This window comes from Cupriavidus sp. 2TAF22 (genome assembly GCF_052115045.1).
Classification (GTDB): Bacteria; Pseudomonadota; Gammaproteobacteria; order Burkholderiales; family Burkholderiaceae; genus Cupriavidus.
Map to the genome: position 1 here is coordinate 15,633 of NZ_JBFRFX010000001.1, position 12,362 is coordinate 27,994.

Consider the following 12,362-nt stretch of genomic DNA (forward strand, 5'->3'; position numbering starts at 1 on the left):
CAATGGCCATGTCCTGCCGCTCCTGCCTCAGACGCTTGCCAGCGCCGGCAAGAGACGGTCGAACTCACGCTTGACGAGCTTGTAGCACTCGCACGAATGCGCTTCCAGGCCAAGGCGGTCGAGCACGGTGATGTGCCCGCGGCTATGCTGGATCAGCCCAAGGTCTTCGAGCTTGCCGGCGGCTTCGGTCACGCCTTCGCGGCGCACGCCAAGCATGTTGGCGATGACCTGCTGCGTGATGACCAGCTCGTTGGACGCCATGCGGTCCAGCGCGAGCAGCAGCCAGCGGCATAGTTGCTTGTTGAGCGAATGGTGACGGTTGCACACCGCGGTCTGGGCGATCTGCGTGAGCACGGCCTGCACGTAGAGCAGGGTCACGCGCTGGATTGCCGGGGAATGCAGGAATTCCTGCTTGAGCGTGGCTGCCGACAGGCGGTAGGCAAAGCCCGGCGTGCGCACCTCCACGCGGCACGGCATGGTGTCTCCGCCGGTGAGCACCGGAATGCCGACCAGCCCTTCCTTGCCGATGGCGGCGATCTCTACGGTGGCGCCATCTTCCAGCAGCGAGAGCATCGAGACGATGGCAGTCGTGGGGAAGTAGACATGGTGGATACGCTGGCCCGAGTCGGTCAGCAGCTGGCCGGCACGCATGCGCACCAGCTCGAGGTGCGCCGACAACGACTCCCAATCCTTGCGCGGCAAGGCACCCAGCACATGATTGACGTGCAGATCCGAACGCTGACTGATCATTTTCCTCTCCCCGTGACCAGCCGCACGAACACTTACGACCGAAGCCGGTCCGTCGCATAGCGGGGACCCGCGCCGACCACCTATTCTTTAACCCCGGTTCGTACAGCCTCTGTGTCTGTATTAAGTGCCATATGTGGTCCTCCCAACAGTAGCCGCACGGCTGAAACCTGATCATCCTTCGGTAGGTCTTAGAGCGCCGGAAATCACAACACCGGCGACCAAGCCATGAAGCCCCGGCGCCGCGTGGCACAGCATTCGTACTCCGCGTGTACGGCGTATCAGGCGCCTGGCGCGCTGTAGGCCACCGCACGTCTCGCATTGAGCGCATGGACCTCCCCCATCGGGATGGGAGCCGCACACGCCAGCCCTACATCCTGGCCTCCTCCATTCGGGTCGCCCTCGGGCAGCAGCTTCACGCGCCGGCACGCACCTGGCGCCAGGTGGAACCAGTCGTACTCGGGGCGCATGGCCGCATCGTCGATATGCACCCAGCGCGCGAAGCGCCGCGCCGATATCGTCAGCCACCAGTCGCCGTCCTCGCGCGCCAGCGCCACCGCCAGCTCGGGCGGCTCGAGCGCGGCCGCGCTGCGTTCGGGCAGGTAGCAGGCCTGGCTTATCTGGGTGCCGTCGGCGGGATCGCACAGCGTGGCGCACACCACATCATGCGTACGCGGGCCGAAGCGGTAGGCATAGGTGAAATCGAAGAACGTGCCGGCCAGTTCGGCGCCGCCCATGCGCTGCATGGAGTGCGGCGGCAGGCACAGCTCGCGCGCCACGTCGAGCAGCGCCGTCTCGCCGTCGCGCCAGCATTGCAACCGCAGGCGTACCGCGCGCGGCGCCGGGCTTTCGTTGATCAGGTGCACATGGATGCCGTTGAGGCCTTCGTCGGTGATCAGCACCTGCAGCGGCTGCCATACCTGGCGCAGCGCGTGCCATGCCGATTTCGGCCGCGCCAGCGCATCGACGATGCCCCAGCCCGCGCCCGGCAGCAGGTCCTGCAGCTGCCACACCAGCGCGCCGGAGCAAGTCGAGCCGCTGCGCCGCCATTCGCTGAAGACGTCGGTCATCACCTCGGCCACCACCGCGCGCGACAGCGCCAGGTAGCGCACGCTGTCCTCGTAGCGCAGGCGCGGCGGGTCCACCTTGAACAGTTCGCGCAGGTAGAAATCCCGCACGTCCTCGAAATCCCATCCGCTGCCCGCATCGCGCGGCACGCGCGCCTTCCAGCGCGGGTCATGCGCGGGTGCGACCGGCAGCGCGTCGGCCAGGGTGCGCGCGCACGGCACGTTGGAAAAGGCCAGGCATTCGGACGTGAAACGCACATTGGCACGGCGCGCGTCGTCGAGCGGGCGCTGGTAGGCACCCACGCCGTAGTAGTGCGAGACGCCGCTGTCGGGCTGGAATGGCCACGCGCCGCCACTCGGCGAGTTGCGCACGTATACGGCGTCGGGATGCCAGGCGGCCACGCAGGCCGGGATGATTTCGTCGAACAGCGGTTGCCGCCAGCTCGCGCAAGGCACGCCCATCATGGCGGCCTGCTGTTCGACCTCGCTGCCGCCGCACAGCACCGCCACGCTCGGATGGTGACGATGCGCGGCCAGCCACTCGCTGACTTCGCGCGTGGCCTGGGCCATGAGCGGACGCGCGGCTTCGGCGTTGGCGCAGTAGTCGAAGTTGGCGAACATGAAATCCTGCCAGACCATCAGGCCGAGCGCATCGCAGGCAGCGAAGAAGGCCTCTCCCTGATAGCAGGTGACGCCGCTCACGCGCACCATGTTCATACCGGCCCCGTGCGCCAGCGCCAGCCATTTCCCGACTTCCGCGGGCGCATCGACGTGGCCGGCGAGGTCGTGGCTGGTCCAGCAGGCGCCGCGGCAGAAGATGCGTTCGCCGTTGACGCGCAGGGCGAAGCCATCCTCGCCGGCTGCGGTGCGGCGGTCGATCTCGATGCGGCGAAAGCCCACCTGCGCGCAATCGATGCGCGCGTCGCCCAGCCGCAACTGCACTGCATAGCGCTGCGGCGCACCGTGGGTATGCGGCCACCACAGGCGCGGCGCGCTCACGGCAAGCTCGCCCTCGTACACGATGCCGCCGGGGCCGGCGTCCACGGCGGCGAGCGGCGCCTCGCGCCCGTCCGCGCACAGCATCAGCGGCACGCCCGCCGGCAGCGGCGCCACGTCGCGCAGGCGCAGGCGGATCACGCCGCGTGCAAGATCCGCGTCGAGCGAGGCCTGCAGGTCGTAGCGCGCCGTCAGCAGCGGGCTGGCGCCAGCGTCGAGCGGCAGCAGGTCGACGCCGCGCCAGGGCCCGATCGTATGCACCGGCGGGCACCAGCCAGGCATATGGCCGAGCAGCGTGGTGCGCACCAGCCGCAACGAGGGCGGCGAGACCAGGCGCGGCTTCCACCGCACCGGTCCGCGCTGGCTGCGCAGCCAGCGGTGCAGCGAGCGGAAGCACAGGCAGAGCACGTGGTCGCCGTCGAGATGCAGTTCCGCCTCGTGCGCCGTAAACATGTTCTGCGCGTCGAGCACGCGCAACTCGTCGAGCCATACCTCGGCCACCGTGGCCAGGCCGTGCAGGCGCAGGCGGCAGGCACCCGCGCCGGACAGCGGCACGCGGTACCAGTAGTCGTGGTCGTGCAGGGCGCGCGGCGCGTCGGCCTGCCATTGCCCTGCCGCCTGCAGCGCCTGCGCAACGGTGCCGGGCACCGCCGCGGGCAGCCATGGGCCGCGCCCTTCCAGCCCGGCCGGCGATGCAGCGGCGCCGCAGGGCGTCTCCAGCAAGGCCCAGGCGCCGGCGAGGGGCTCGCGGTGGACTGGCCGCCCGGGAACAGGCGTGAGGACGAGAGGCGCGTGCATGGCGGCGGGCGCAGGTCGGCGGTATCTAGTATTCGGCCTCGCCCACGTAGCTTGCCAGCGCCGGGATCGCCGCGTCGTAGGAGACTTCGAGCTGGTCCAGGCAATCCTGGCAACGGTCCACCCTGCGGCTGATGATGGAGCGCACCAGGCGGAACTGCATCACCATGGCTTCGGAAGCGAGCTTCTGGCATGCACCCGCGATGCTGTCGGGCATCGGCTGGCCATGCTGGGCCAGCCAGCGCAGGTACTGCGCCAGCAGTTCGAAGTTGGCGCCGAGCTGGCGCAGCACGCTGAAGGCGTAGGGATGGAAGACCTGCTCGCCGCCCGCCATGAGCGCTTCCTGGTGCGCGGGAAACGCCGTGCGGAAGGCGGTGATGGGGTTTTGCCGCGGGCGCCGCGCGAGATGCTTGCGCAGCAGCGCGAGCGAGGCGCGTACCAGCATCGCCCCTTCCAGCGCCGGGAAACGGCGGCGCACCACCTCGGCATAGGGGAACAGCAGGTTCACGTCGTCGACCAGGCCGGGCAGGCGGCGGAACAGCCCGCCGTAGTCCTCGCCGCTGGCCACGTGGTAGCCCTCGTTGTGGTAGTAGCCCACCGACTGCGCGTCGGGCATCATCACGTCGATGCCGATGGTGGTCTTGGTGTGCTCGCGGCGGTACGAGGTGGCGCGGTTGTCGGGCAGGTAGAATCCGTCCACCTCGAGCAGCACCACGTGCCCGCGGCAGGTCTGCGCGGCCACGCGCGCTTCCATCGATTCATACAGCGACAGCTCCTGCACCACCACGCCGTACAGGCGCTCGAGATCGTCGTGCGGGTATTTGAAGAAGGTGAACTGGTCGCCCTCGAAATCCTGCGCCACTGTGAAGCCGAGCGCTGCCACGGGGTCGAGCCCCCAGCCGTGCAGCAGCTCGATCCACAGGTCCACATAGCAGTTGGTCTGCGGCCAGACCGGGTTGCCATTGTGCAAGGCGTGCGACACGTGCGTGCCGCGCTCCAGGGTATGGGGGTCGACCAGCATCACAGCCCTCCCAGCGTGGCGCGTACGTCCTTGGGCCAGTGCCCCACGTCAAAGCCGTGGTGGCGCAGCAGCGCCAGCGTCAGGCGCTCGATGCCGAAGCCGACGCAGCCGGTGTGGGCCGGCTCTCCATCGGCGGTGCGCAGTTCCCAGACCTGGCCGAAATGATCCATGTGATAGTTGAAGCTCATGCAGGCGGTCGGCGGGGCGCCGTCGTTGATGGGAACCAGCAGCTCGAACTTGAGCTTCAGCTCGCGCTGGCTGTCGGCCACGATCTTGCCGCCGCGGCCGAAGAACGGGTCATTGGCGACCTCCACCTCGTGCGGCAGCTTCAGCATGCCCGCGAGCTGCTGGCCGCGCTCCATCCACAACTGGCGGAACGCGATGATCTGCGCGGCATTGCCCAGGCGCACGTACTCGCGCTGGCGGAACATCTGCATGCGCGCCGGATCGATCGACGGCTCGTGGCGGAAGCAGTACGACAGCACGTCGACCACCAGTCCCTGCGGCGGCATCGGGCCGCGCCGGGCCACCGCGGGGTAGATCGGATAGCAGGCCGCGGGCGTCAGCACCACGCGCGTGGGACGTTGTTCGTCGGCCCATTCTTCGCCGTCTTCGAGCCGCGCCAGCAGGCGGTGATGATCGCGGTCGTTGCCGCAGAAGCTGTGCACGGTGCCGGCCAGTTGCGGGAAGCTCTTGAGGTAGTCGCTGGCCTCGAAGTCCTTGCGCGACATCGCCGGCGGAAAGCGCATCACTTCGGCGCGCTGGTCCGCGCCAAGCGCGGTGACAGCCACGTTCAGGCCATCGGCGATCGCCTCGAACACGGCGCTGCGGCCATACACGCCATCGACGCCGCCGGGAATCAGCAGGCCGGCTTCGATCAGCGCCTGCTGGTAGCGCCGCTGCCCGACCAGGGGATCGCCATAGGGTGGCGCAGCCGCGGCAGCGGGCTCGAAGGGCGCCGTGCTGGCGTTGTCCGCGCTAATGTTGGCATCCATATCGTGCTCCTCAGCTCGAACGCTCCGCCAGCAGCAGGCTGGCGGTGTTGGTCAGGATCCGGTCGTTGTTGATCATCAGCGGCGCTGACCAGAGATCGCGCAGATGGCGCCCGAGGCTGTAGGGGGTACCGTGCTTGTAGCCTGCCATGCCGCAAATCAACATCGCCTGCTGGACCGCCTCGATGCCCAGCGCGGAGACGCTGGTCTTGAGGCCGTTCATCTCGGCGGCCAGGGAGAACAGCGCCGATACCGACAGGCCGGCATGGCGCTGGCGCTGGTGGGTCAGCGCGAGTTCGAGCCGGCCTTCCATCATCTGCACCATCGCCACCGCATCCGCCACGCGCGTGGCCGACGGCGGCAGCGAGCCGGGACGCGCGCGCGCCTGGCCCTGGAAGAAACTCTTGGCGCGGTGCACGGCGTCGCCCGCGATGCCCGTCCACAGCGCCGCCCACAGGATGTGCGAAACCGGCGTCATGGTGCCGTCGGCGATCTCACCGAAGGCGACCGGCAGGATCTGCTCGCACGCGCCCCGCGCCTCCAGGCGAAAGCCGTTGCTGCAGGTGCCGCGCATGCCCAGCGTGTCCCAGGTGCTGAGGGACTCCAGCGTGAAATCGGGCTTCAGCAGGCACACCATGACCTGGTCGGACGGCGAGGCATCGGCATGCCGGCGCGCGGTGGCCAGGATGGCGTCGGCGTGCGCACCGTAGGAGATCGTCGGCGCCATCTTGAGCAGATGGAAGCGATCGTGCTCCACGTTGACCGCGCAGCCGCTGTTGCGCAGCGCGCCGCCGATGGCCTCTTCGGAGGTGGCGGAGGCCAGCAGCAGCTGTTCGCCGGAGATGCGGTCGAGCAATTGCTCATGCCAGGGGCTGCCGCTGCCATGCTCGACGATGCAGGCGACCTGGATCTGGTGCATGGCGTAGATCATCCCGGCCGACGAGCAGGCCGCGCCGAGCACGCGGCAGATCGCCGCGATGGTGTCCAGCGAAGCGCCCGCGCCACCGTGCTCGGCCGGCACCAGGGCGCTGAGCAGGCGGTGCTGGCGCAGCACGGCGAACGCCTGGTGCGGGAAGGCGGCGTCGCGGTCCACCTGGTCGGCATGCTGCGCCGCCTCGGCGGCAGCCAGTGCCGCGCCGGCCATCAGCTCGGCGGTGCCGGTGTGGGCCGACATCGGGCGCGCCAGCTCCACGCTGGCCAGCGGGGGGCTCATGCTGCCTCCTGCTGCTGTCTGAGTTGCTCGGCCGCGGCCGCCAGCGAATTCACGCTGCGGAAGAGTTGACGGGTGAGCATCGCATCCGGGATCTCGATATTGAACGCATTCTCGATGGCCAGCATCACATGGACGGTTGCCAGCGACGAGAGGCCGGCTTCGTAGAGGTCCGCCTGGTCATCGAGTGCTTCGACCGATACGTCCAGCCGCGCCACGTCGGCGAGGATTTGTCGAATGGTTGCCTTCATCTCTGTACTCCTCGGTGAGGATGATCGGGTGCCACCATTGGGCCGCAGGCGCCATGCGGCTTCGGTGCGTTGGCCCACCAACTTCGCGCCGCCGCAGCCGGGCAGCAACACCCGGCGCCCACGTGCTCAGTACGCCGCGTGCCCCGTCCAGCCATGCAGGGCGGTGCGCAGGATGATCTGCAGGTCGAGCCGGAACGACCAGTTGCGGATATAGAAGATGTCGAACTCGATGCGCTTGCGCATCTTCTCCACGGTGTCGGTCTGGCCGCGCAGGCCGTTGATCTGCGCCCAGCCGGTGATGCCGGGCTTCACGCGATGGCGCAACATGTAGCGGTCGATGATTTCCTTGTAGATCTCGTTATGCTCGATGGCATGCGGGCGCGGGCCCACCACCGACATCTCGCCGTGCAGCACGTTGAAGAACTGCGGCAGCTCGTCCAGGCTGGTGCGGCGCAGGAAGGCGCCCAGGCGCGTGACGCGCGGATCGCCCGGCACGGCCTGGGGCACGCCGCTGTCCTGGTGCATCACCATGGTGCGGAACTTGTAGACGTGGAAGGGCTTGCCATCCATGCCGAGGCGCGCCTGGCGGAACAACACCGGCCCCGGCGATGAGGCCTTGACCAGCACCGCGATCAGCAGCAGCAGGGGCGACAGCCCGACCAGCGCGGCCAGCGAGAAGACGCGGTCGAAGCTGGCCTTGAGCAGGCCCGTGATGCCCGACTGCGGCGGGCTGTTGAGATCGATCACCGGCAGGCCGAGGAAGTCGCTGAACCGATGTCCCAGCAGTTCGACCGCCATGATGTCGGGCACCCAGCGGATGTCGATGAGGTCGTTGCGGAAATGGGAAACCACGTCGTAGAGATCGCGGCAGGCGGCCATCGGCAGCGTCAGCCAGATCTCGCGCACGCCGTTGTTGCGCACGAAGGTGCAGACTTCCTGCAGCGATTCGAGCCGCGTGACGCCGGCAGGCACCGGTTGCATGCCTTCGTCGTAGATGCCGGCCACGTTGTAGCCGGCGCCGCGGTTGTTGCGCACGCGCTGGTACATCTCATGCCCGAGCGAGCCATAGCCGAGGATCACCACGCGCTTGGCGTTGATGCCGAGTTCGCGCACGCTGCCCAGCATGCGGTAGAGCATCACGCGCGAGAGCAGCAGCATCACGGCCACGCTCAGCAGCCAGCCCATCGACCACAGCCGCGACAGCGCAGCCGACTGGTGCATCAGATACGCGGTGACCAGGCCCAGCATGCAGACCGCACCCCACGCCGCCAGCGTGCGCAGCGCCAGCGCCACGTGGTTGCGGCCGCGCCAGGAGTTGTACAGGCCGCAGGCGGGGAACACCAGCAGCGTGCTCACCGAGCACAGAACAGTGATAAAGCCGTGCACGGGCGCGGCGCCGCGCAGGCCTTGCGGGAACAGCAACTCGCCCACCGCCATGCCGCAGGCGGCGACGATGCCGGCGTCGGTAAAGCGATAGAGGATCTGCAGGGCAGCCTGGCGCTCGCCCACAAAGGCGCGGATCGCGGACATGATTCGCCTCCATCCGGCAAGCCGGACTAGTCATGCAAATCATGGTTGTGCCGCGGCGACGGCGAGGTCTGTTAGCTGGCGCACACACAGCGCGCCCCCGGCGCTCAGGACGCCACGCGCGGCTCCGGCACGCAGACCAGCACCGCGGCGCTCTCGGGCTGGCCGGCCCATTCGCGCCACTGTCCGCGCTGGAATGGCTTGTCGCGACCGGCCAGGCGCGCGGCAATCACTTCGAGCCAGTGGTGGGTGGGCGCCGCCACGCCGGCGACCGGCACGCCGAGCATCACTGCCATCAGGAGCGCGGCCGCCAGCGCGGGGGCGGAGCGCCGCGGGCGCACGCTCCACAGGATGAAGGACAGGCTCACGGCAAAGCCGATGGCGAGTCCGCTGGCGACTTCGGAATCGGAATGCGCCTCGAGCTTCAGGCGCGACACGCCCACGAGCAGCGCCAGCAGGATGCCAAAGCAGGATGCGACGAGTGCAAGGCGGGGATAGCGTGCCGACACCACCAGGTACAGCAGCACCGGCAGCACCGAGGCCGCCATCATGCTATGCCCGGAGAAGCCGGTGAAATTCAGCGCTTCGCAGCCGATGCCCCAGCCCATGAATGCCAGCTTCGAAGCCAGCACGAGCGCTGCCCCGAGGCCGAATGCCAGCAGCCAGCGGCGGGCGCTGGCGTAGGCCCCGGCATAAAGCAGCCAGACCGTGATCAGCACCGCGCAGGGCAGCAGCAGGGAGGTTTCGCCAAAGCGTGAGATGAAATGCCAGTGCATCGAGGTGGCCGTCGTCAGGTATCGGAACGCGAGAAAAGTATCACAGTTGTGGGGCAGCCCCGTCTACGGCGGCCCCTGCCGCCCTCATCCTTGCCCGTTCCGGGCAGCGATTCCTGCCCTGCCTCATCCCAGCCAGAAGCATGAAACGGCCAGGGTGGTCCATGGCGCGGCGCCCTGTGCGTCGCGCCGCGGCGAAGCGCGCATTGGGCTGGCGGGTTTCGGCGCGCCGCGGCGGCGTGCGCATTTGCCAAGTGGCAGATGCTGCTTATGGTCGATACAGCTGCCGCCAGGCTTTCGCTATCGTCGGAGAGTGGTCTGCCCGAGCGGAATCGCGCAGGCCACTTAGAGTCCGCATGGTCCCCCGGTCGGCGGACTCTTTTTTTTGCTTGGTGCCGGCGCGCCGGGCATATCGTGCTGGCCACCGGGCGCAAGGCAAAAGAAAAAGCCACGGCGTGCCGCCTGTACCGGCCGGCTCGACCGTGGCCCTAAAGTTCTGGCGCAGCACGCGCTGCGGCCGAACTACGCGTGCGCGCATGCCGCACCGACAGGCATGCGCACCGGATCGCTCCGGTCCCCCGAACACGCGCTCGTCGCTCCCTCCGTTATTTCGGTCCGCGCCGATCCTGCCTGCCGCGCGCCCCGCAAGGGCGCATCGCGCAGGACACCGCCCGAGGGCGGCGGCGGCTCAGTTGTCCGCCGGAACCTGTAGAGGCTCACCTAACGGCTCGCCCGCTACCATCACGCAGTATTCATGGCGGGCGAGCAGCCCGGCTCGCACGGCCGCCACCTGCCTGCGCGCTTCCTGCTCGCCGGCAAAGGTTGCCGCGGCGATTGCCGCGGCCTCGCAGGCATAGCGCCGGCCGTGCAGCTCGCCGCGGTACAGCAGCGGCTCGTCGCGCCCGGTGGTCAGTCTGATCTCGTAGCAGCATGCCCACTTGCCCCGGCCTTCCGGCACGGCAAAGCCACGCACGACCAGGATATCCAGCCCGTTTTCCATATGACCCCCTCTGCAGTGCGCGTCGGCCGGATTGACATTGGCTGTCTCGGCTTCGTTGTGCGCGCGTCTCCAGCATAGGAGGCCGGGCCTGCTGGCGCATCATCCCCTTGCCGTAGACCCACCTGAACCGATGGGGGAAGAAGGCTGCTGCAGGGCGAAAGCCCGGCGCGGGAAGCACTGGCCGCCGGCGCGCACCAGCGCCACGGCGGCTCGGGTCTGCTCGGGCGAGGCAGGCACCGCCAGGCATCCGCTGGCGCCGAGGTGCGCCGCGTGGCCGGCCAGGATGGCGTCAGGCGCCTCGCACATGACCAGCCAGCGCCGCGGCGCCAGCCGGGTGCTGAGCGCTTCGAGCAGTTCGAAGGGATCGGCGTCCGTGCCGCTGCAATCGAGCAGTGCAAAATCGATGGGGCCGCGCGGCAAGTCCGCGGGTGCCGCCTCCAGCAGCCATTCGGGGGTCTGGGACAGGACCGGGGCGATCGCTGACAGCTCGCGAAGCTGACGCAGCACGCCCCGGCGCAGCATCATGTTGTGGGCAAGCAGAAGCGTTGTCATCGGCGCGGGTGACAGCGGGTTGGCAGGATCCGCGCGCCGGGACCGGCTGGCCGCGCGAAGGCACTTGTTGGCGTTGCTGCAGATCAGGGTAGCAAGTACGACAATACGCCGCCTCGTGCTTTCGGATGAGGCAGCGTACTGAAGAAGATGGAGCCGCTAACGCAATCGGCCGCCCGGGCCCACCATGGGCTCCGGGGCGGGACAATCCCTCATGCAGCCTGGCAGATGCTGATCAGTTCGACCGACTGCGGGCCCACACCGCGCAAGGTGGTGGCGGCCGGTGCCGGACCGGGCCAGCTCAGCTTGGCGCCGCGCTGGAGTGCCACGTAAACCGCCTCACCCTTGTTACGCACCTGGAGCCGCTGGTACAAGGTGCAGGCATGGGTCTTGGCGGTCGCCACCGAGATATTCAGCAGCCGGCTGACGGTCTTGATGGGATATCCGCGCGCCAGCAGCGCCAGCACTTCATATTGGCGCTCGGTGATATTGAGCAGGTGCGAGCCGGCCGAGGGCGTCTCCGGTTCGGACTCGGCGGGGCCGGCATGCTGCGTCGGCCGTGCCGGGTACGGGTGGCCGTCGTCCGTCAGCGGCGCGCCGCCAAACCGGTGCACGGTATTCGGGGTCGGGGCCGCCTGCGCGGTGCCCCAGTGTGCGGCGTGCTCGCTGGCGCGGGCGGCCTGGGCACGGGCAGGGAAGCATTCGCCGTCCGCGAGCACGAGCCGGATGGCCGCGTCGAGCATATCGGCGCTGCATGCCTTGGACAGCAGGCCGCGCACGTTGCCGGGGATCTCGCCGGCATGGGGCGGGGCGCAGACCTCGTCCGCCAGCACCAGCACGCGGCGCGGCATCAGCGACCTGCAGGCTTGTTCCAGCTCCTGCCAATGCGTGGCCGGATCCGCGGACAAGCCGTAGATCATCAGGTCTGCGTGGCACAGCCATTCGGCCGGATAGGGCAAGGATCCTGGGTCGATATCGACCAGATCGCCGTGGAGTCCCGCTTGCGTCAGCAAATGGCGCAGACCCAGGCGCAGGAGTGGATGAGGCTCGATCAAGAGGATGGTGGCCATGGCCGCTCTCTTTCTTATTGCTGCATGGCGAGTCCCGCGACAACCCGCGCATGCTGTTGGAAAAGCCCACTATGCTGTGGTTGCATTTCCATACGATCCGGCTTGACTCCCGGTCGCCGCCGCTGCCCCCGTCCGGGTTTCGCTGCGCGCCTGACCATCCCTTGGAATCGTGTCGAACCGCCCCGTTTTGCGTTGTTCTTACGCTTTCGTTGCTTCTTCGATGCCTCTTAAAACAGAGTTAAAAAATACTAACTCTGGTCTGAGCATATGCACTGCAACACGCGATTGCAAGTGAGGGTTACACGGGTCCGCACTACGGGTCGAGGTCACGGCGACTGTCGAATCGGAGAACGTTTACGCGCTT

The 12,362-nt window shown here is 68.3% G+C and carries 11 protein-coding genes; all 11 read right to left on the reverse strand.

The annotated features are described in order from the left end of the window. Positions 1–27: 27 nt before the first annotated feature. Entirely contained in the window at positions 28–750 is a 723-nt protein-coding gene (locus tag AB4Z48_RS00065) for a Crp/Fnr family transcriptional regulator (RefSeq protein ID WP_441611781.1), read from the reverse strand. Positions 751–1,028: 278 nt separating this feature from the next. After that, positions 1,029–3,608 carry a glycosyl hydrolase 2 galactose-binding domain-containing protein gene (locus AB4Z48_RS00070; protein ID WP_441611782.1) on the reverse strand — a complete coding sequence of 860 codons (2,580 nt, stop codon included), beginning with the start codon at positions 3,606–3,608 and terminating at the stop codon, positions 1,029–1,031. 25 nt (positions 3,609–3,633) lie between these two features. Continuing rightward, positions 3,634–4,626, reverse strand: a complete 993-nt coding sequence (locus tag AB4Z48_RS00075) for a DUF1839 family protein (protein ID WP_441611783.1) — start codon at positions 4,624–4,626, stop codon at positions 3,634–3,636. After that, positions 4,626–5,621, reverse strand: coding sequence for an amino acid--[acyl-carrier-protein] ligase (locus tag AB4Z48_RS00080; protein ID WP_441611784.1), 996 nt, complete (start codon positions 5,619–5,621; stop codon positions 4,626–4,628). Before AB4Z48_RS00080 ends, AB4Z48_RS00075 begins: the two co-directional genes overlap by 1 nt. A 10-nt stretch (positions 5,622–5,631) precedes the next feature. Beyond that, positions 5,632–6,831, reverse strand: a complete 1,200-nt coding sequence (locus tag AB4Z48_RS00085) for an acyl-CoA dehydrogenase family protein (RefSeq protein ID WP_441611785.1) — start codon at positions 6,829–6,831, stop codon at positions 5,632–5,634. Then, the gene (locus AB4Z48_RS00090; protein ID WP_420997529.1) at positions 6,828–7,079 is read right to left on the reverse strand and encodes an acyl carrier protein; all 252 of its coding nucleotides are present in this window, start codon (positions 7,077–7,079) and stop codon (positions 6,828–6,830) included. Before AB4Z48_RS00090 ends, AB4Z48_RS00085 begins: the two co-directional genes overlap by 4 nt. Before the next feature lie 126 nt (positions 7,080–7,205). Then, positions 7,206–8,609: an undecaprenyl-phosphate glucose phosphotransferase gene (locus AB4Z48_RS00095; protein ID WP_441611786.1), complete on the reverse strand. Its 1,404-nt coding sequence runs from the start codon at positions 8,607–8,609 to the stop codon at positions 7,206–7,208. Between the two features lie 104 nt (positions 8,610–8,713). Continuing rightward, a complete protein-coding gene (locus tag AB4Z48_RS00100) occupies positions 8,714–9,382 on the reverse strand; it encodes a phosphatase PAP2 family protein (RefSeq protein WP_441611787.1) in 669 nt (222 codons plus the stop codon). A gap of 685 nt (positions 9,383–10,067) precedes the next feature. Further along, positions 10,068–10,379: a hypothetical protein gene (locus AB4Z48_RS00105; protein ID WP_441611788.1), complete on the reverse strand. Its 312-nt coding sequence runs from the start codon at positions 10,377–10,379 to the stop codon at positions 10,068–10,070. A gap of 99 nt (positions 10,380–10,478) precedes the next feature. Then, positions 10,479–10,931: a DNA-binding response regulator gene (locus AB4Z48_RS00110; protein ID WP_441611789.1), complete on the reverse strand. Its 453-nt coding sequence runs from the start codon at positions 10,929–10,931 to the stop codon at positions 10,479–10,481. A gap of 209 nt (positions 10,932–11,140) precedes the next feature. After that, entirely contained in the window at positions 11,141–11,998 is an 858-nt protein-coding gene (locus tag AB4Z48_RS00115) for a response regulator transcription factor (RefSeq protein WP_441611790.1), read from the reverse strand. Positions 11,999–12,362 lie beyond the last annotated feature (364 nt).

Coding starts and splice junctions, on each gene's coding strand:
- AB4Z48_RS00065 (WP_441611781.1), bottom strand. CDS start 750: ATGATCAGTCAGCGTTCGGATCTGCACGTCAATCATGTGCTGGGTGCC.
- AB4Z48_RS00070 (WP_441611782.1), bottom strand. CDS start 3,608: ATGCACGCGCCTCTCGTCCTCACGCCTGTTCCCGGGCGGCCAGTCCAC.
- AB4Z48_RS00075 (WP_441611783.1), bottom strand. CDS start 4,626: ATGCTGGTCGACCCCCATACCCTGGAGCGCGGCACGCACGTGTCGCAC.
- AB4Z48_RS00080 (WP_441611784.1), bottom strand. CDS start 5,621: ATGGATGCCAACATTAGCGCGGACAACGCCAGCACGGCGCCCTTCGAG.
- AB4Z48_RS00085 (WP_441611785.1), bottom strand. CDS start 6,831: ATGAGCCCCCCGCTGGCCAGCGTGGAGCTGGCGCGCCCGATGTCGGCC.
- AB4Z48_RS00090 (WP_420997529.1), bottom strand. CDS start 7,079: ATGAAGGCAACCATTCGACAAATCCTCGCCGACGTGGCGCGGCTGGAC.
- AB4Z48_RS00095 (WP_441611786.1), bottom strand. CDS start 8,609: ATGTCCGCGATCCGCGCCTTTGTGGGCGAGCGCCAGGCTGCCCTGCAG.
- AB4Z48_RS00100 (WP_441611787.1), bottom strand. CDS start 9,382: ATGCACTGGCATTTCATCTCACGCTTTGGCGAAACCTCCCTGCTGCTG.
- AB4Z48_RS00105 (WP_441611788.1), bottom strand. CDS start 10,379: ATGGAAAACGGGCTGGATATCCTGGTCGTGCGTGGCTTTGCCGTGCCG.
- AB4Z48_RS00110 (WP_441611789.1), bottom strand. CDS start 10,931: ATGACAACGCTTCTGCTTGCCCACAACATGATGCTGCGCCGGGGCGTG.
- AB4Z48_RS00115 (WP_441611790.1), bottom strand. CDS start 11,998: ATGGCCACCATCCTCTTGATCGAGCCTCATCCACTCCTGCGCCTGGGT.